General features: G+C 45.2%; 17 protein-coding genes. 4 read left to right on the plus strand and 13 right to left on the minus strand.

The window, feature by feature from the left end; translation table 11 throughout:
* Positions 1-13: 13 nt before the first annotated feature.
* The 7 genes from FM037_RS00470 to FM037_RS00500 all read right to left on the minus strand — a co-directional run bounded on the left by FM037_RS00470 (position 14) and on the right by FM037_RS00500 (position 7,924).
* Positions 14-1,009, minus strand: a complete 996-nt coding sequence (locus tag FM037_RS00470; RefSeq protein WP_144044363.1) for an alpha/beta fold hydrolase — start codon at positions 1,007-1,009, stop codon at positions 14-16.
* Between the two features lie 137 nt (positions 1,010-1,146).
* Positions 1,147-2,946: a DUF885 domain-containing protein gene (locus FM037_RS00475; protein WP_144044364.1), complete on the minus strand. Its 1,800-nt coding sequence runs from the start codon at positions 2,944-2,946 to the stop codon at positions 1,147-1,149.
* 197 nt (positions 2,947-3,143) lie between these two features.
* Positions 3,144-4,520 carry an oxygen-independent coproporphyrinogen III oxidase gene (gene hemN / locus FM037_RS00480; RefSeq protein WP_144044365.1) on the minus strand — a complete coding sequence of 459 codons (1,377 nt, stop codon included), beginning with the start codon at positions 4,518-4,520 and terminating at the stop codon, positions 3,144-3,146.
* 224 nt (positions 4,521-4,744) lie between these two features.
* Positions 4,745-5,212: a DUF2489 domain-containing protein gene (locus tag FM037_RS00485; RefSeq protein ID WP_144044366.1), complete on the minus strand. Its 468-nt coding sequence runs from the start codon at positions 5,210-5,212 to the stop codon at positions 4,745-4,747.
* Between the two features lie 76 nt (positions 5,213-5,288).
* Positions 5,289-5,834, minus strand: coding sequence for a Der GTPase-activating protein YihI (gene yihI, locus FM037_RS00490; protein ID WP_144044367.1), 546 nt, complete (start codon positions 5,832-5,834; stop codon positions 5,289-5,291).
* 48 nt (positions 5,835-5,882) lie between these two features.
* Positions 5,883-6,560, minus strand: coding sequence for a class I SAM-dependent methyltransferase (locus FM037_RS00495; protein ID WP_144044368.1), 678 nt, complete (start codon positions 6,558-6,560; stop codon positions 5,883-5,885).
* Positions 6,561-7,303: 743 nt separating this feature from the next.
* Entirely contained in the window at positions 7,304-7,924 is a 621-nt protein-coding gene (locus FM037_RS00500) for a c-type cytochrome (RefSeq protein ID WP_144044369.1), read from the minus strand.
* A 168-nt stretch (positions 7,925-8,092) separates the two neighbouring features.
* Here FM037_RS00500 and yihA point away from each other — a divergent pair, with 168 nt between their 5' ends.
* Positions 8,093-8,794 carry a ribosome biogenesis GTP-binding protein YihA/YsxC gene (yihA, locus tag FM037_RS00505; RefSeq protein ID WP_144044370.1) on the plus strand — a complete coding sequence of 234 codons (702 nt, stop codon included), beginning with the start codon at positions 8,093-8,095 and terminating at the stop codon, positions 8,792-8,794.
* Between the two features lie 1,080 nt (positions 8,795-9,874).
* On the opposite strand, the gene polA is transcribed toward yihA, so the two are convergent.
* Positions 9,875-12,628 carry a DNA polymerase I gene (polA, locus tag FM037_RS00510; protein ID WP_144044371.1) on the minus strand — a complete coding sequence of 918 codons (2,754 nt, stop codon included), beginning with the start codon at positions 12,626-12,628 and terminating at the stop codon, positions 9,875-9,877.
* 424 nt (positions 12,629-13,052) lie between these two features.
* On the opposite strand from polA, the gene elbB reads away from it, so the two are divergent.
* Positions 13,053-13,706 (plus strand): isoprenoid biosynthesis glyoxalase ElbB, encoded by a 654-nt coding sequence (gene elbB, locus FM037_RS00515; RefSeq protein ID WP_144044372.1) that lies wholly within the window; start codon positions 13,053-13,055, stop codon positions 13,704-13,706.
* Between the two features lie 35 nt (positions 13,707-13,741).
* Here the strand turns inward: elbB and glpG are convergent, their stop codons facing one another.
* The 5 genes from glpG to FM037_RS00540 form a co-directional block, all read right to left on the minus strand.
* Positions 13,742-14,581, minus strand: a complete 840-nt coding sequence (gene glpG, locus FM037_RS00520; protein ID WP_144044373.1) for a rhomboid family intramembrane serine protease GlpG — start codon at positions 14,579-14,581, stop codon at positions 13,742-13,744.
* Positions 14,582-14,607: 26 nt separating this feature from the next.
* Positions 14,608-14,916, minus strand: coding sequence for a thiosulfate sulfurtransferase GlpE (gene glpE / locus FM037_RS00525; protein ID WP_144044374.1), 309 nt, complete (start codon positions 14,914-14,916; stop codon positions 14,608-14,610).
* A gap of 95 nt (positions 14,917-15,011) precedes the next feature.
* Positions 15,012-16,037, minus strand: a complete 1,026-nt coding sequence (tdh, locus tag FM037_RS00530; RefSeq protein WP_144044375.1) for an L-threonine 3-dehydrogenase — start codon at positions 16,035-16,037, stop codon at positions 15,012-15,014.
* Complete coding sequence (locus tag FM037_RS00535) at positions 16,038-17,231, minus strand: glycine C-acetyltransferase (protein WP_144044376.1); 1,194 nt, start codon at positions 17,229-17,231, stop codon at positions 16,038-16,040. It lies immediately after the preceding gene.
* Between the two features lie 301 nt (positions 17,232-17,532).
* Positions 17,533-18,189, minus strand: coding sequence for a TetR/AcrR family transcriptional regulator (locus tag FM037_RS00540; protein ID WP_144044377.1), 657 nt, complete (start codon positions 18,187-18,189; stop codon positions 17,533-17,535).
* A 131-nt stretch (positions 18,190-18,320) separates the two neighbouring features.
* Here FM037_RS00540 and FM037_RS28365 point away from each other — a divergent pair, with 131 nt between their 5' ends.
* Both FM037_RS28365 and waaA read left to right on the plus strand, forming a co-directional pair.
* Positions 18,321-18,497: a hypothetical protein gene (locus FM037_RS28365; protein ID WP_185976929.1), complete on the plus strand. Its 177-nt coding sequence runs from the start codon at positions 18,321-18,323 to the stop codon at positions 18,495-18,497.
* Positions 18,498-18,501: 4 nt separating this feature from the next.
* Positions 18,502-19,788, plus strand: coding sequence for a lipid IV(A) 3-deoxy-D-manno-octulosonic acid transferase (gene waaA, locus FM037_RS00545; RefSeq protein WP_144044378.1), 1,287 nt, complete (start codon positions 18,502-18,504; stop codon positions 19,786-19,788).
* The last annotated feature ends 286 nt before the right edge of the window (positions 19,789-20,074 follow it).

The raw sequence follows: 20,074 nt of genomic DNA on the forward strand, positions 1-20,074 counted from the left end.
TTAGTGTTTGATTTTAGCCTGTGTGGTGTGAGGATAAGAACTTAAGCAGTTCTTCTATGGCAAAGTTACGGCTTTCATCTTGTTCCATAAAAATCTCGTGACGGGCATCGGGAATATTGATCAGTTCGCATAAACCACCTACAGCATGGTACTGGGCGAAATTATCGACAACCGTGTCTTCATCAGCCTGAAGAATCAAAATTGGCGTCTTAGTTTCTTTGGCTGCTTTTACCGTTCTGGCACCTGCGTCGATAGATTCGACTAGCCAATGGTTTGTTGGCGAGCCAAGTTGTAGCTCAGGACGTTGCTGATAAAGCTTACGGTAATCTTCATAACGCGGCTGGCTCTTAGTCAGATCATTCTTGGCGAACTCATCGCCGTGGTAGTCTTTACCGCCGATAATATAGTTAGGCTCTTCACCCTGTTTAGTGTCTAACAGGCTTGCCAGCCAACGGATAAAGCGTTTGCTTATGGGAAGTTTTATGCCGTACATGGGGGCTGAGAAAACGGCGGCGGTGAAGGTGTCAGGATACTTGTCAATATACAGAGTGCCGATGGCCCCTCCCATGGAGTGACCCACCAGAAAAAGGTCTTGATACTGTTTAGGCGTCACCACAGTGTCGATAAAGAAAGCAAAATCATCGACGTAAGTACTAAATTTATCGATATGACCGTGATGCGGATTACTTGTGGTACGAGTCGATAGGCCCTGGCCGCGATGATCCAGTGCGAAAATACTGTAGCCTTGATTATAGAGGTCGAAGATAAGTTCTTTATATTTAAGATAAGACTCGATTCGGCCATTGCTGATCACTATGGCTCGCACACTGTTCGGGTGTTCAATATACATGTAGGCGAGAGAAATATTGTCATCAGTTTTTATTTCTGATTCTGTCACTCTGTCCCAAAATACCTGCTGCTCATGGGTATTAAGCATCTGCTCAGATGAGAGCGGCTTAGCTTGAAGGTTAACTTGATCATTCATTTGTGATTCGACGGCTATCGACATGATATCTACTGGTCTTATGTATGCTGCTTGCCAGTGTAGCACAGAGTAAAAAGCCGCCGCGAGTCACGAGTATCGTCTTGAAGCTGAAGCTCCCATTTACTGAATACTCGTGACACTGTTACTTAGTTAACTCTTTGCTAGGTTTTTTGAGAGGAGATAAAGTCTGCGATCTGTTGCTCTAGCACTGACATGGGCACAGAGCCATTTTCTAAGATGGCATCATGGAATGCTCTGATATCAAACTTTTCACCTAGCTCCTCTTCAGCCTGAACTCGCAGACGCTTGATGGTGAGCTCGCCAATCTTGTATGACAGGGCTTGGCCCGGCCATGAGATATAACGATCTATCTCTGTGGTGACATTGTGCATGGACAGAGCCGTGTTACCAGCCATAAAGTCCAGTGCTTGCTGTCGACTCCACCCCTTAGCGTGCATGCCTGTGTCGACGACCAGGCGAGCCGCACGCCACATCTCATAGGTCAGGCGACCAAAGTTGCTGTAGGGGTCTTGATAGAAGCCTGCTTCTAAGCCCAGATACTCGGAGTAGAGTCCCCAGCCTTCACCGAAGGCCGAAATATAGCTATAACGGCGAAAGTTTGGCAGTTTGATGAGCTCTTTATTGAGGGAGATCTGTAGATGATGGCCGGGTACGGCTTCGTGCAAGGTCAGGGCTTCAAGTTCATATAGAGGCCGTTTATCTAAGGCGTAGGTGTTAACCCAGTAGTAACCCGGTTCATCGTCACGGTTGGATCCTGAGTAACGCCCTGTGGTGTACTTAGGCGCTATCTCGGCCGGGACGGCTTGAATGCCGTATGGAATTCTTGGTAGCTTGCCGAAGTATTTAGGTAGCATGGCATCGGCTTTTTTGGCGATGAATGCAGCTTCTTTCAATAGTTCTTCGGCCGTTTTAGGATAAAACTGAGGATCGGTACGCAAAAAATGTAAGAAGTTGGCGAAACTGCCCTCGAAACCGAGATCGTCGATAATGATCTGCATCTCTGCGCGGATACGTTTTACTTCTTTAAGGCCGAGTTGGTGAACTTCATCGGATGTCATATCGAGAGTGGTGTAATAACGGACTCGGTTTTCATAGAAGGCGGCGCCATCGGGCAGGCTGGCACAGGCGATATCTGTACGGGCACCGGGAATGTACTCCTCGGTCATGAAGTCATAAAACTGCTGATAAAGCGGCAATATCTGCAGTTCTATGATTTTTTTGCCTCGGGCCGTCAGGTCATCTTTCTGAGCCTGAGTAAAATGCTTTGGGTAGTGGGTGAAAGGCTTGAAGTAGCCACTGTCTTCCACGGGAACCGTGAAGGCGCTGATACTGTCTTCGAAGCCATTGAGGGTGACTTGTGGCGGAGTAATCCCTGACTCTAAGCCCTGTTTCAGCCAATAGGTTTGCTGAGCGAAGTATTTAGGTAGGTTAGATAACTTGGCTATATAGTTTTCGTAATCTTGCTCCGTTACGAATCTTGCCTTAGCAATGGAGGCGATATAAGCATGAAAACCGCTCTCGGCTGTGATGGGCAGATAGTGATCCTTGTATCGATACAGGTCGACACTGTTTTGCAGCTGTCCCTGGAGGATCTGGGCGTTAATCTTGTCCTCTTTCGAGAGGGTATCTCTGTCTAATGCTTTGAGTTTAGTGAGCTGCGCCTGTTTACGATGATTGAGTGAGGCTAAGTTAGCAGGAGATAGATCGGATAATTTACCGGCTGCACTGGCATCACCCTCGAAGAAAGCCTGTGATGGATCACTATCGAGTTGAATCTGCCAGTCAGCTTCGATAATCGATTTAAGCGTTAAATCGCTAACTCCCATAGTTAGTGGGCTCTCGGCAGATGTCATAGACTGAGTTTGTTCGGTTGAGACGGAGTTGATTTGGCAAGCACTGAGAGACACGGCGAGTAAACTGGGAAGTAAAAGCTTAAACATTACTGAGACCTTAATGGCTATTATTGATTATTATGTCTTCGATTATGCCTCAGACTCGCTAAAGATAAAAAGTGTATACAAAAATAGTTACAAAATACAAAACAGAGAGGTAAATCTGAGAGACAAAAAAGCCGACTAGATGTCGGCTTTCATTTAGCTATCTCATCGAGAGCCGTCGAAACAGTCCTTATTATCTATTAAATTACTCGAGAGAACTGTTGTTGGCGGGCTTTTTCCCGGTAATAGACGTCGAAACAGATACAGATATTACGGATCAACAGTCTACCCGTCGGGCTGATGGTGATCTTCCTATCGGTGATGTCGACTAGCTTATCATCGATAAATGTTTGCAGTAGTTTGAGATCTTCTGTGAAGTAGTCTTCGAACTTAATCCCTAGCTTCTCATCGATTTGAGCCATATCCAATTCGAAGTGACAGATAAGCTGTTTAATGACCACGCGGCGGATTTCATCGTCACGGTTTAGACCACAACCTTTCCATAATGCATGACCATTAGCATCGATAGATTCGAAGTAAGGGCGGATATCTTTCTGGTTCTGGGCATAGCAGTCGCCAATCTGGCTGATCGAAGAGACGCCCAGGCCTAATAGGTCACATTCTTCCTGGGTGGTGTAACCCTGGAAGTTTCTGTGGAGTCTGCCTTCATTTTGCAAGATAGACAGCTCATCATCGGGCTTGGCGAAGTGATCCATGCCTATGTACTGATAACCGGCACCGGTTAAGGTTTCGATTGTTTGGTGCAACATCTCTAGTTTCTGTTGCGGTGAAGCCAGATCTTCATCTTTAATTTTACGCTGAGCCGCGAAACGAGAAGGCAGGTGCGCATAGTTAAATACAGAAAGACGATCCGGATCCAGATCTAAGACTCGCTGCATGGTTTCAGCGAAGGTTTCCGGTGTCTGGTGAGGCAGACCATAGATGAGATCTATGTTGGTAGAGACGAAGCCCAACTCTTTGGCCTTAGCCATAAGATCGAAGATGAACTGCTCGTCTTGCTCACGGTTGACGGCAATCTGTACTTTCTTATTGAAGTCCTGAACGCCGATTGAGATGCGATTAAATCCCGCCTCTTTAAGCGTATCTAACATGGTGAGTTCGATTTCACGGGGATCGACTTCAATCGAATATTCGCCGACGTCGGCTACGTTGAAGTTGGCCTTGATTAGCTCTGATAGATCGAGGATCTGATCTGGACGTAGAAAGGTCGGTGTTCCGCCGCCCCAATGGATCTGGGTGACGAGATAGTCCTTAAACAGAGGTGCGCGTTTGACAATTTCAGCTGCCAGATACTCAAGATATTGGTCGGCTTTATGCTGGTGACGAGTGATGACCTTGTTACAACCACAGTAGTAACAAAGCTTGGCGCAGTATGGAATATGGATATAGAGAGAAAGCTTATCACTCTTGCTGTTCTTAATCGAAGTCAGCAGCTTTTCTTCGGTGAATGAGTCATCGAACTCAAGCGCCGTCGGGTAAGAGGTATAACGGGGACCGCTGTAATTGTATTTCTCGATCATTGACTGATCCCAACTAATTTGGGTGGGCTGCTTCAAGGCGTGTCCTCCGAAGTGATAGTTTAGCAACATGTAAAGTATGCATGGTTATTGGCTAAATAACCTTGATCCATGTTGTATAAATTGAAGCTGAATAATTAATTCGAGAATTTCAGTTGGGGAATATCCACGAAAATAGAGCACTTGTCTGTGCTCTTATGGGGAATTTGTGCACAGACTCACGGGATAGGACTATTTATGCAGAGTAACAGAGCTTAACCGAGTTAATGCAGTGGACTTGGTGTAAAACTGGTTAGTTGTTTCGCTTCTTCAAGAATATCGGTTTCGAGTTCAGCTTCAGAGCGCATGCGGGCAAAATCCAGCTTCATGCGTTGTTGCTTCTCCAGTTTTTTTCGTTGAGCCATGATGGGATGATCTTGGATCACCGCAAAATGTTTGAAAATAGCCGGATATTGAGCTTCTACCTGTTCCGACATAGATAAAAGACTGAACAGTTTGGCTATTCTCATTACGCCTTCTGAAAGTTCGCAGCGATCTTCTAACATAGCGGTGGCAATGTAGCGGATGCTGTTCAAATGCTCGTCTAGGCGTGCCTGGTTTATGGCTTTTAATTCTTGTTGATGCTTCTTCTTTTGGATGCTTTGTTTACGCAGCTTAAGCAACAAGGCTGTGGCGTAGCCAGCAAGGGTGGTAATGATGATAAAACCTATGACTATAAGCGCTGTTGTCATGCTTTGTCCTGTCGGTATAGATAACGAATACTAAAAAATGGCATCGATAAAATGCCATTTTTTAGAAAGCTAAGCGTTAATCTTTATTCTGATAGTCTTTTAGCAGATCTGCACCGGATTCAAACTTGTCCAACAGGTCGTCATCGCTCACTGCAGCTGCTGACTCAATAACCTGACCAAGATCATCTTCCTCGGTGATCCCTAAACGCTCCATCAATGCTTCTATCTGATTAAGCGTCTTGTTGAGCCACTTCTGATCGTCTTGGCTTAGATCTTTACCCTCTTCGAGCATATCGAGTAGCTGGTTTAGTCTTGGATCTTCTTCGAGTTTGAATAGCTTCTGCTCATCGGTCAGTTTTGGACCTTGCTCTTTTTTCGGGGCGATCACTTTGACTTGGCTTGGAAGATCAAGTTTTATTGTCTTCTTGCTACCATGTCGTGGATCTTTCTTAGTGGCAGCCGAACCCTCTTTTCCACCGACAATATTTGAATTGTGACGGCTTCCTGCCTTGTTTCCTGATTTTTTCTTCTTGCCTTCAAGACCACGATCACTCTTCTTGGTTCTTGGAGCTAACTTAGGCGCATTTTCATTGGCTTTACGGGATTTCTTAGAGTGTGACATGGTTTTTCTCAATAACTGGTAATACAAATTTAGATATAAATGCGCTGATTACAGATCAATAAGCGAACTTTGGCCGCGTTTTATATCAGATCCTGATGGTTTTTGCACCAAGATGAGATCATTTGCTGCGAATAATAGCCTAAAACCTGCCTGCTCGGCTAGAAACTCGAAGGTGTCTGCCTGATAAAAGCTGACATGAGTCAGGTTGTTCTTGTGATGCCACCTATCGAAAGCGTGGGCTTCGGTGAGTAATTTAGTGTTTATTGCTAGCCATCCTCCGGGTTTCAAGAGCTTACACAGCAGTGACCACTCCTTGAATGGGGAGCGGAAATGTTCGAATACCCGATAACAGCAGATAAAGTCATACTCTTGCTGCAGGAGGTTATGGTCGGGGGCAAAGTAAGGATCATATTGCCGTAAATCATGTCCCTGGGCTTTGATTGTCTCGAGTGTGTGAGTGTCGGTTAAGCGGCCAAAGTTAAGTCCAATTAATGCTTGATTGGTTTCTTGTGCGATCTGCTGTATCAGGCTGAGCAAGAACTGTCTAAGGGGCTTTTGGTATTTGTTGGCACTCAGTTGGTATCGCTTTTTCTCTATCTGGGGCGGGAGATGAGAGGTAGCGTCGGAGAATACCAGCTGACAGTGGTGACAAGTGTAGATACTGCGTTTTCTGTCTTGATAAAATAGTGAGGTATGTTCATTGTGACAAAGAGGGCATCTAAGCATATAGGTATGGATCTGCTCACTATCGATAGTAATGGTAATATTTTGCCATAAAAAAAGGCGACAGTACGACTGTCGCCTTCAAAAAGTGTCAGAGACACCAATTCTTATTTCAAGTATCCGTACTTGCTATGCGACTTTCCCGGTCAATTTCCATCTTTTTTTAGTCTGCTTTCCATGCATGCTTTTTTAGTTTTCGGTCTTCCAGACGCTTTCTTAATAGTCCTGAGTCTTCCTGACCACAGCTTCCGTAGATGGTCTTCATGACACATCACAATCCTATCGTCATCTATGACGCCAAATGTAACCATCCCTGTTAGTTTTATCGTTAGTTCAGTGATTTAACGCTCTAAAACCGATAATTACTTATCCGCGAAGCGATGTTCTCTGAGCCTGTAAGGTAGTGCTATTACAGCTAAATGGCCTTCCTAACCAAGTTCCTTACGAATATTTTTCTGACCTGGATTTCAATCGAAATCACGACTCTTATTATTTTTAGTGAGTGGTCTTAATTATATTATTATTATTGAATTTATTTATTCTTATATCTTAAATGTCACAAATACCGAAAACTGTAAGTTATTATTTAATATTTTATACAAACAGATGGGTTCATCTCGGTACGGGCTTAATTAAACCTAAATCTGTGATCTCTGTCAAGTATGTTTTTGCAGGTAGTTTACGTAAAGGTAAATGTGGTGATGTTAAAAAAGGTGGAAACACCACCTTCTTTAACATGCTTAAAGTTACTTAAGGCTTGATATATATTTAGATAATGCCTCGATATCATCGCTGGTAAGTTTCTTCGCGATATCTTGCATCATGCCATTTAAGTCGTTGTTACGATTTGTATCGCTAAACTTGTTAAGCTGTATTTTAAGGTAGTTGGCATGTTGACCACCGATATCTGGGAAGCCTGCTAACTCTATACCAGCGCCTTCCGGGCCGTGACAAGCGATACAAGCAGTAATTCCGCGAGTCATATCACCACCCTTGTATAGTTGCTCACCTAGAGTTGGTATATCTTTTACTTCGGCTACAACTTTAGTCTGTGAAGAGTAGTATGCAGCGACATCTTCGATATCTTGATCGCTGAGCATGAGAGCCATACCACCCATAATCGGATCGTTACGACCCTCTTTACCGCCTGTTTTAGCTGCACTACGGAAATCGTGTAGTTGCTTAATCAGGTAAGTGGTTTGCTGTCCAGCAAGTTTTGGGTACATGTCTATCATGCTGTTACCATCAACACCGTGACAGGCAGAACAAACAATTGCTTTAGTTTTTCCCGCTTCAGCATTGCCTTCAGCCATTACAGGCGAAGAGATACAGGCTAAGACTGATAGCGCAAGAGCTAACTTTTTCATGGCGTTCCAACTTATTGTTAAATTTTTTGTCCTGAGCTTACTAGCTGAGCCCGCAAGCGTGATAAAATGCTACTTATGTGATCGGGGTAATATTTTACACGAAATTGTGAAAATGTAAGCAACTCTTCGATATTTATAGTGCAAAACCTAATATTTTTGGAGTCAGTAGTGACTGAATCTCGTATTGATTTTCGTAAAGCCAAGTTTTTAATCAGTGCCCCCGATATCGCACACCTAGACGAGTATTTACCTGGGGATGCTGGAATCGAAATCGCTTTCGCTGGGCGTTCGAACGCAGGTAAGTCTAGCGCCCTTAACCTTCTTACAGATCAAAAGAGTCTGGCTCGGACCAGTAGGACTCCGGGAAGAACGCAATTAATCAATGTGTTCGAACTGGATGAACATCGTAGGCTGGTAGATCTTCCTGGTTACGGTTTCGCTCAAGTGCCACTGGCGCTCAAGAAAAAATGGCAGCAATCTCTGGGGGAATATTTACAGAAACGTCAGTGTCTAGGTGGCATGGTGGTCTTGATGGACATCAGGCATCCATTGAAAGATCTCGACATGCAGATGATCGAATGGGCCGTCGAGAGTGAAATACCTGTGTTAGCTCTGTTAACAAAAGCAGATAAGATGAGGCAGAGTGATCGCATGAAGATGGTCAATGAAGTCAGAAAGCATCTGGGTGATTTTGATGGTCGGGTTAAGGTAGAGCCTTTCTCATCGCTTAAAGGCATAGGTAAGGCCAAAGTTTTAGGCATTTTAAATACCTGGTGTCATCCGCAATGGTTGATTGACGCATTAGCTGAAGATGAAGCTAATGGGGCTGAAGACGAAAGTTCTGCCACTGATTCTGCAATTAAGGGTTAACCTTACCTTCAAAGCCGAAAGCTAGTATTAATACCAGTTCCATTAAATAAGTGATCATTCAGCGGGAATTAAAAACGCTGTAGGCAAGTAAGGGGATTGAAGCTAATAGTTATTCTCGGCAACAAGCTCCTGCGTTGCTCTACCTCCAGCATCCATGCAGTCGTATTGCGCAGCAAAAAGTGTTTTTAAACCCGCACTAGGTGAGCTTCTCAGGACTTCCACTTCTGCGTTGCATTGCCTCAAAAGGGAATAACCATTTCCTCAGCAATGCGCCTTGAATTTAAAGCCCTGAGAAAGCTCTGAATAGGTCATACATTTAATGAAATTGGTATATAACAGCGCTTGCCATTTTTCATGGCAGGCGTTTTTTTTAGCCTAGATTGGTGAACTTGCTGGAAATTAACTTGGGTTGTGAGGAATTACAGGCAAAAAAATAGCCGACGGAATAACCATCGGCCTAATTAGCTCTTTTGGGGAGAAGCTAAATTCAACAAGACTCAAGCGCCATTAAGATAGACTCAATGACTCTTAATGGCGACAGCATAGCGCGAATCAACTCAGATTTAAAGTAAATACTCTAAAATTTATTTTGGGCGAAAAAAAGCCCCAGCAAAATACATTGCTGAGGCGCCATAATTTGGCTGTTCATTTAAAAAATGAACTAAAAAGGTTTGAAAGATAGAACATCTTAACCTCTGTACCCTACGCAAAGAATAATACCCCATTGGACGTTATTAGGAAAACAGTTTTTTATAAAAGGAGTCAATATTGTGACTTAGATCTAACATTTTCGTTGATGAAATGTTGTTTTATGATCCATAATTATCGTTTTAGTGATTGAAACTGAATCACTTAGAGGCTTAAGGATGAAAAGACATCATTTACTGATCTTTTTTCAACATTCTGCGTATTTGATTAAGTAAATTGGAAGGTTTTACTGTTTTAACAAGCGAACACATGTCTCATCATTTATGATGAGCCTATAGAGGTAATGAAACTAATGAGGCAGGGTTATAAACTATAAAGCCTCTGGTAAGTATCAGAGGCTTCTTAGTTTAGGTTATATGTGTTTGTTTAGGACTAGTGTGCCTGTTCCCAATTGTCACCTATTCCAGCTTCCGCAAGCAGTTCGACGTCCAGGCTGACAGCATCGGCCATCAGCTGACAAACCTTCTCTTGCATCTGTTCAGCCTTATCGCTGTCGACTTCGAACACGAGTTCATCGTGCACTTGCATGATCATATCGATCTCACCCTGAGTCTCGGTAGCGATCCAATGGGCTATGTTGATCATGGCTTTCTTGATTATATCGGCTGCAGTACCTTGCATCGGTGCATTAATTGCCGCCCGCTCTGCGGCTTGGCGTCTCATGGCATTTCTATCTTTAATGGCGGGTAGATAAAGTCGGCGACCGTAGAGGGTCGAGACGTAACCAAGATCTGCGGCTTCGGCACGAGTCTCTTCCATATACTTGAGCACACCCGGGTAACGTTTAAAGTAAGTATCGATATACTTTTGAGCCTCAGGGCGAGGAATATCTAACTGTTTAGCGAGTCCGAATGCCGACATGCCATAAATGAGTCCGAAGTTTACCGCTTTGGCGCGACGGCGTTGTTCTGTAGTGACGTCATCGAAGTCTACATCGAATACCTCGGCTGCGGTTGCCCTATGAATATCCTTACCTGCGGCGAAGGCCGTGAGTAGACCCTTATCTTGAGACAGGTGAGCCATGATACGCAATTCGATTTGTGAGTAATCGGCTGCGAGTACCTTCTTACCTTCTCGTGCAATGAAGGCGTGACGTATTCTACGGCCCTCTTCGGTACGAATGGGGATGTTTTGCAGGTTGGGCTCACTGGAAGACAGGCGTCCGGTTGCCGCATTGGCTTGATGGTAACTCGTGTGTACCCGGCCACTCTGAGCATTGACCATGAGGGGTAACTTGTCCGTGTAGGTACTCTTCAGCTTAGCTAAGCTTCTGTGCTGCAGTATAATCTTAGGTAGCGGGTAATCTAAGGCTAACTCGACTAATACTTCTTCGGCAGTCGAAGGTGCCCCCTTAGGCGTCTTCTTGATAATGGGATAGCCCAATTTTTCAAAAAATAGTGCCTGAAGCTGCTTAGGTGAACTTAAGTTGAATTTCTCATCCGCGATCTCGAAGGCTTTTTGCTCTAATTCATCTATGGTTCTGGCGAGCTCTTCACTCTGTTGCCCTAACATCATACTATCGATTAAAACGCCTCCACGTTCAATATCTGACAGTATTTGTATGAGTGGTAGTTCAATATCGGTAAATACCGAAGCCAGTTCCGGCTCTTTCTCTAATCTTGGCCATAAGTGCTGGTGTAATCTAAGGGTAATGTCGGCGTCTTCGGCAGCGTAGGGAGCGGCGGTTTCCAGGTCGATCTGATTGAAGGTGAGCTGTTTGACACCTTTGCCTGCGATCTCTTCGAAGCTGATATTCTTGTGACCCAGATATTTAAGTGCCAAATCATCCATGTTGTGCTTAGTTGCGACTGAATTGAACACGTAAGACTCGAGCATAGTATCGAAGGCTATACCTTGTAGCTTAATGCCCACATTAGCAAAAATACTGATGTCGTATTTAAGGTTTTGGCCTACTTTTTTAAGCTCGGAATTTTCAAGCAAAGGTTTGAGTTTTGCTAAGGCTTCAGCCTGATCCAGTTGCTCTGGTGCATCTAAATAATCGTGGCCTAGCGGAAGGTAGGCAGCCTTACCCACTTCAATCGCGAAGGATATACCGACTAACTTGGCCTCCATATAGTTGAGACTGGTCGTCTCTGTATCTATGGCGATGAGCTCTGCATTCGCGAGTTTATCTATCCAGAGATCTAACTCTTCATGGGTGTATATAGTGGTGTATTCGGTCTGAATATCTTGCCTGGTTACCTCTTCATCGGCTGCTGTCTCGCCTTTACCCGAGCCCGTCTTATTATCGAGTACTTCGGCTAACCAACGCTTGAACTCCATTTCACCGAAACATTTTATCAATTCATCCCGGTCTGCCGGCTTGATAGTGAGCTCTTGCCAGTCTTGTTCGAGCTCAACATCTAACTTAATCGTCGCCAGTTCATAGGATAGCTTGAGTATATCCCTGTGTTCGGCCAGTTTAGCTGGCATGGTCTTAGCGCCTCTGAAGCCGAGTTCCGGCATCTTCTCCGGAGCGGCAAGAATCTTATCTATGCAGCCGGCACCGGTTAGCATGGCTACGGCAGTTTTCTCGCCTACACCAGGAAGCCCGGGAATATTATCGGCTTTGTCACCCTGTAGGGCTAATAAGTCGATAATGAGCTCGGGTCCGACACCAAATTTTTCGGTGACTTCGTCCGGCCCCATGATGGTATTGGTCATGGTGTTGATCAGGGTGACATTCTCATCGACAAGCTGGGCCATATCCTTATCGCCGGTGCTGATAAGCACGGCTCTACCCTCTTTACTCGCTTGGGTAGAGATAGTCCCGATAACATCGTCGGCCTCGACTCCGGAAATACATACCAGAGGGAGTCCCATAGCGCGTATAATTCTATGAAGAGGCTCTATCTGAGTGCGAAGATCATCTGGCATAGGCGGCCTTTGGGCCTTGTAATCTTCATACATGTCGTTACGGAACGTTTTACCTTTCGCATCGAAAATTACCGCCATCTGAGTCGGTTCATACTGCTTGAGAAGGCTACGTAACATGTTAATTACGCCATAAACAGCGCCGGTGGCTTCACCCTTAGAGTTGGTAAGATGTGGTGGTGCATAATAGGCACGATAAAGGTAGGAGGAGCCATCTACTAGAACTAACGGATTTTCGGCAATTTTAGGCATAATTTAGGTTTCGATTTAGGTTTCGAGAGCGGCGAATGACTCTGATTTTGAGTGCATTTTTGATAGTGATGCTAGCATGCCACAGAAGGGGAATTTCAGCCACGTCAAATAACGCACAGCCTGTGGATAAGTCTGTGAATTAAACTTTTGATTCGTTGTGGAACTGGGTTATACGGTAGAAGTGATATGGTTGTAACTTATTGATTGTAAGGTGAAACTAAAAAAAGTGTGAACTAGACATTAGTTTCTTGAAAATCATCCTAATTTGTGGACTTAATTATTCCCCTGTCTTTCCAGACTCAATTATTGGTTAAATATTCAGCGCCCGGTAAAGTCGATGCACTAACTTAGCACGAAAAACAATCGGATCAAGGGCTTTGTTGTGATCTTGTTAAAATAAAAAGATATATGGAGATTAGTTTTAATGAACAAAATAGCAGTCTTATTGAGTGGTTCGGGTGTATTCGATGGTAGTGAGATACATGAATCGGTTTTAGCTATGTTAGCGCTTTCAAAGCTGGGCGTGGATTACCAGTGTTTTGCGCCCAATATTTTACAGATGCATGTGGTTAATCATTTCTCTGGAGAGGTGGAATCGAACCAAATCAGAAATGTTTTAGTTGAATCGGCTCGTATTGCCAGAGGTGAAATAAAGGTGACCGAAGAGCTTGAACTCAATGAGTTTGATGCTTTGATCATTCCTGGTGGTTTCGGGGCCGCGAAAAATTTATGCAATTTTGCCACTAATGGTAGTGATTGCGTTATTGCGCCGGAAATCATAAGTTTTATCGGCCAGTTTGCCACTAGTAACAAGCCTGTTGGCTTTATCTGTATTGCACCGATAATGATCCCTCTTTTATATGGCGAAGGTGCCATAGGCACTATAGGTTATGACAGCGAGACTGCACAAGCTTTCAACTTGATGGGGGGACAGCATCAGGAGGCCGCAGTTCAGGACATCATAGTCGATGAGATAAACAAGGTGGTGAGTACCCCTGCCTATATGCTGGCGGGTAATATCGCCGAAGCGAGCCTTGGTATCGAGAAGCTAGTGAAGAAAGTGGTTGAGATGGTATAAGGTTCTAGATCCTAGGGCTTAGAACCTAGGATCTGCTATCCCTTAATTCTTTTACTATCAATAAATCCTTGTGCAAGTCCGACGAGTAATCCGCCTATGTGAGCACCATTGGCGATAGAGAGTCCGAACATATCGGTGAAGCCAAACACTAACCAGACTAACATGAAGCCAATGTAGGCAGGCGGCAGGCCAATGCCTAATTCGGGGCGTTTAGTGCCCATGATCCAGGTGTAACCGACGACGGCATAAACTACACCGGATAGGCCACCGAAGTTTGGTCCACCGACGAAGTACTGGACTATATTAGGTAAAGTCCCCGCAACTATCAGTAAGGTGAGTAACGGAATCAGGCCTAATTTATTCTCTATTTTTCCTCCCAGAGACCACCACCAAAGCAAATTGAAAATAATATGCAGGGCGGAGAAGTGCAGTAGACTTGGGGTGAACACTCGCCAAAATTCACTTAGGCTAGAGCCAGGCACGGCATTAAAAAATGACAGGTGTTGGTATATTGGCTCGGCAAAGCCCAGATTAAACCCCGCAAACACTAAGATGCAGATGAAGATAATACCTAAGGTTAACGGACCTGCGCCGGTAATAAACTGTGTGACGAGTTGCAGAGAGGGGGAGCCGTAGTCTAGTTTAAGCTTGCTATCACCATTATCCCAAGAAGCCTGTAGATACTTAGGGTCGTGAGGGTTGTGGGTAAAGCGTTCAAATTCCTGTCTGGCACGAATACTATGATGGTCGTTGAGGACACAGATACTGACGCCCTGTTCGGCAGGCAAAATTTTACACTCAATCTTCTCGCCTTTAAGGTAATCGATTAGCGCTAGAGCCGCTCGTTCGTTGGGGAGCCTACCTATTTCAATCATAGAGTGTCCTTAAGGAACTGATCTGTTTATGCGTGTGCTTGGTGCCAAGCTTGGTAGCCACCATCTAGGCTATAGACATCATCGAATCCCTGCTCGACTAAATATTGTGCTGCGCCCTGGCTGCTGATGCCATGATAACAGACAACAATAAGAGGTTGATCCATATCGGCCTCTGCTACAAAACTCGCAAGATTTTCGTTATTGAGGTTGATTGCGCCTTCCACATGACCAGATGCAAAGCTGGCTGCGTCGCGAATATCAACGATCTGAATATCTGAGTGACTCTCTGAGAGTTGAATTAATTGATTGACGCTAAAATGTTGAAAGTTAGACATAGAACCTTACTGCAAAAAATGAGGGTATAGATTAATTGTGCGATAAGGGGCCGTAATAGTACAGCCCCTTAATATAGCATTCACAACGATAAAGGTTAATCCCAGCTGAGGATAACTTTGCCCGATTGACCCGAACGCATGGCGTCGAAGCCTTGCTGGAAATCATCGATCTTGTAGTGATGGGTAATGATAGGTGAGATATCCAGACCCGATTGGATCAGACTCGCCATCTTGTACCAGGTTTCAAACATTTCACGGCCATAGATGCCTTTAATTATCAATCCCTTAAAGATAATCTTGCTCCAGTCGATGGCCATCTCATCGCCAGGAATACCTAGCATGGCGATTTTACCGCCGTGATTCATGGTCTCTAGCATAGAGTGGAATGCACTTGGTACTCCAGACATCTCTAGTCCGACATCGAAGCCTTCTGTCATGCCGAGCTCAGTCATGACATCTTCCAGCTTCTCTTTAGCAACATTAACCGTACGAGTTGCACCCATCTTCTTAGCCAGTTCGAGTCTGTATTCGTTGACATCGGTGATCACAACATGGCGAGCACCAACATGACGGCATACTGCGGCGGCCATGATACCTATGGGGCCAGCTCCGGTGATCAATACATCTTCACCGACCAGGTCAAATGATAGCGCGGTATGAACGGCATTACCGAAAGGATCGAAGATAGCGGCGAGATCGTCTGAGATATCATCGGGGATTTTAAACGCATTAAACGCCGGAATAACCAAATACTCCGCGAAAGCACCGTCACGATTTACACCAACACCTGAGGTGTTTCGGCATAGGTGAGTTCGGCCTGCACGACAGTTACGACAGTGGCCACAGGTAATGTGTCCTTCACCAGAGACTCGATCGCCAATGGTAAAGCCACGGACTTCCTGGCCTATGTCGACAATTTCACCCACATATTCATGGCCGACAACCATAGGTACCGGAATCGTATTTTGCGACCAGGTATCCCAGTTATAGATATGTACGTCGGTACCGCAGATGGCTGTCTTGCGGATCTTGATCAAGAGATCGTTATGCCCTAGCTCTGGCTTAGGTGCTTCGACCATCCAGATACCTTGTTCAGGCTTTAACTTGCTTAATGCTTTCATTTAAATAATGCCCATCTCTTTGGCGATGCGAATAAATGACTCGATAGCTTTATCCAGCTGCTCTTTAGTATGAGCGGCAGACATCTGAGTGCGGATACGCGCCTGTCCCTTAGGGACAACAGGGAAAGAGAAACCAACCACATAGATGTGCTCTTCGAGTAGACGATTAGCGAAGTCACCAGCCAGTTTTGCATCGCCAATCATCACAGGAATGATTGCGTGATCGGCGCCACCTAAGGTAAAGCCTGCTTCGGTCATTTTTTCACGGAAGTAGCGGCTGTTTTCCCAGACGGCTTCACGCAGTGCCTGTCCTGTTTTTAGCATCTCCAGCACATGGATGGAGGCCGTGACAATCGAAGGTGCTAAAGAGTTAGAGAATAGGTAAGGGCGTGAACGCTGACGTAGCCAGTCAACGACCTCTTTCTTGGCCGCGGTGAATCCACCCGAGGCTCCACCTAATGCCTTACCTAAAGTTCCCGTGATGATGTCGACACGATCCATCACTTCACAATATTCGTGAGTACCTCGGCCATTTTGACCGATAAAGCCTACTGCGTGAGAGTCGTCGACCATGACTAGTGCGCCATATTGGTCGGCAAGATCACACACGCCTTTAAGGTTAGCGATAACACCGTCCATAGAGAACACGCCATCGGTGGCGATCAAAATGTTACGTGCGCCAGCTTCTTTGGCTGCTTTAAGTTGCTCTTCGAGGGCGGCCATGTCGTTGTTGGCGTAACGGAAACGTTTCGCCTTACAAAGACGAACACCATCGATAATAGATGCATGGTTTAGGGCGTCAGAGATAATGGCATCTTCCGCGCTAAGCAAGGTTTCAAACAGACCTGCATTTGCATCGAAACAAGATGAATAAAGAATAGTGTCTTCCATGCCGAGGAATTCACTGAGGCTAGCCTCAAGTTGCTTGTGTATGTCTTGGGTGCCGCAGATAAATCTGACCGAAGCCATGCCGAAACCATGATTGTTTAAGCCGTCTTTCGCCGCCTTGATGAGTTCAGGATGATTCGCTAAACCAAGGTAGTTATTTGCACAGAAGTTCATGACTTCTGCGTCATTAACCCGGATTTCGGTCTGCTGAGGAGAGACAATTATGCGCTCGCTCTTATATAAGCCTTCGGCTTTCACTTCAGCAAGTTGTTGATTGAGCTGGTCGTAGAATGAGGTCGTTGCCACCTGAATTCTCCTTAATTAGCATTATTTTGAGTATTGGAGTGGCGGCATTTTAACCTTAAAGCCGCTCGCCCTACAGCCTTTTTTTTACCAGTGATAGCAAGATGAATTAGATTAGGCCTAGTGATGTTTTCACATCAATAAAACTAATCCGTAACAAGTAGGCAAGTTCAGTTTGATTTATTAATATAAGCCTTGATTGTAGAAGGAATTTTAAAGTTTTGATGGTCTTATTGTGATTAACATTCGAGGAGGAATATCGCCAACATCTAGCCGGCGATATTTGCCTTATTACCGATTGGCCTTAGGCTGGTTCTTCGAGCGGGGCCGCGGCTAATTCTTGATAATGCTGCTCGAGTCTGACAAATGTCGCGTGGGAATTTGGCGTCGAATATGCCTTAGACAACATCAAGATCCTCAGCAGCCCTTCATAGAGGGATGATTTAGTGATCTTGGTATCCGGGGAGTGGGTCTGCTTATAGCTGATCCAGAAGCAGACAATCATTCTGATGGTTTCTGCCAGAGGGGGGATCTCATCTTGCTCGATAGCGATCACACCATCTTGCTCGAGTTTACTCAGGACATGGCTGCAACGGGTGAGTACTTGTTGCTGCACCTGTAAATATTGTCTCTTAAGCTCATCATCACGGCTCAATATATCTGTGAGGTTGGCATACATAAACCTGAACTCCCACATGGCATAGAAGATGGCATCGAAGTAGCCTATCAAGAGATCGATAGTGACGGGTTTGCCTTCATAGGGCTGAAAACTGGTCTCAAGGTGGCTCTCGTAAAGGGAGAAGATAGAGCGAATAATGTCCTCTTTATTACGGAAATGGTAATAGAGGTTACCCGGGCTAATACCTAAGTGCGCGGCGATATGATTGGTGGTGATAGTCCTTTCACCATGCTCGTTAAACAGCTCCAGGCTGGCATGTATAATTTTATCGCGGGTTTTCATCTTCGTCCTAATGGCATTTTACTTAATAACTTAGTTGACAAACATACTAGCATTGACGGAATTCATCAGGCAAAACTCATTTGTCAGAGACTGTAATATTGGTTGCTGCTAGTAGAAGGATATTAGGTGAGATGAAAAGAATCGCTGAACCGACCAGTAATTGTATCGAGATCGCAGGCCATAGAGGATTAAGTTGTAAGCATCGCGATGCCAGCTTGACCGCTAGCGACTCGCCCCGTGACATTATCTCTGGGTTTAGTGCTGTGATAGCATTGCATATTCAACTGCCAAATATTTTAAGTACCTGATCCTATGAATCGTTTTATCTACTCCGCCTTGCTCTATCTGTTACTGCCGTTATTGGTTATTTATTTAGCCATACGTGCAATGAAGAGCGCTGACTATCGTGGGCGCTGGGGTGAGAGGTTTGGCCTGACATCACTTAAGCAAAGCGATCTGTTAATTCATTGTGTGTCCATGGGGGAGACATTGGCGGCGGTGCCCTTGATTAAAGCGATTCAGCAAGCATTTCCCCAGCTGACGATTACTGTGACCACCACTAGCCCTACTGGTTCTGCCGAAGTGGTAAAGGCCTTTGGTGATAGCGTGCAGCACTGTTACTTACCCTTCGATATCTCTGTCTGTGTCAGGCGTTTTCTCAAACAAGTCGCGCCTAAATCTTGCATCATCATGGAGACCGAGCTCTGGCCTAACCTGCTTCATCAGGCATCGAACTCTGGGATTAAGTTGATGTTGGCAAACGCCCGCTTATCTGATAAATCGGCGGAAAAGTATCGAAAACAAGCAACTCTGACCTTGCCCATGTTACAGAGCCTAGATCGGATAGCGGCTCAATCTAAGCTGGCGGCGGCGCGTTTTATCGATTTAGGCGTTAAGCCTGAAAATATCAGTGTCTGTGGGAGCCTAAAGTTCGATCTCAGTATATCGGCAGATAAAATAGCGCAAGCAAAAGCATTGCGCCTGGCGTGGCAGAAAGATGATAGTCCTATCTGGGTGGCGGGCAGTGTGCATCCGGGAGAATTTGATGCCATCTTGAATGCTCATCGCCAGGTATTAGCGGATAAGCCCGATGCCTTGCTTATCATGGTTCCTCGTCATCCAGAGCAGTTTAATGCCGCCGCAGGTAAGATTGCTGGTGCTGGATTTAATTTAGCTCGTCGCAGTTTAAATGAGCCGCTACAGCCAAATACTCAAGTACTATTAGGCGATACCATGGGGGAGTTGCTCACCTTCTATGGCGCCGCCGATCAGGCCTTTGTCGGTGGCACCTTGATCGATAACGGTGGTCATAATCCATTGGAGCCTGCTGCATTGGGGTTACCTGTGTTTGTCGGTCCACAGCATTGGGATTTCGCTGAGATAACGGGTTTACTTCAAGATGCCGGGGCATTGAAGGTGATCGCTTCGGATAGTGAGCTTGCAGGTGAATTGCTCAATAAGTTCAATGACCAGTCGGCCTATGAAGCCGCCAGTGAGGCTGGGCATAAGGTTGTCGCCGCTAATAGAGGCGCACTGAAGCAGCAGTTTGAGCTTGCGAAACAATTGATCGGCTCACAAGAATGGTCCCAAAATAAATAGTTATTTGGTTTTTCGATGGGCTTGTATCAGGCATAAATTCATATAAAAGTTCCAGACCTGCTTCTTCATGCGTAACTGATATAAAGCCTGTTAATTGGGATAATGCACCTGATTTGTCAATAGAAGTTCGCAATCGGTAGCGAGTACTGAGTCGTAGTTTGGTTAATCCAGGTGTAGGTACGGCTGTGAGCTTCGGTTTCAGGGATGAAACTGCAGAGCGCCCAGGGAAGGGTTTACAGCGTCTCACAGAAGCACCTGCACATTTGCCTCGCTGGAGGCGATTAAT

Source organism: Shewanella psychropiezotolerans, from assembly GCF_007197555.1.
Classification (GTDB): Bacteria; Pseudomonadota; Gammaproteobacteria; order Enterobacterales; family Shewanellaceae; genus Shewanella; species Shewanella psychropiezotolerans.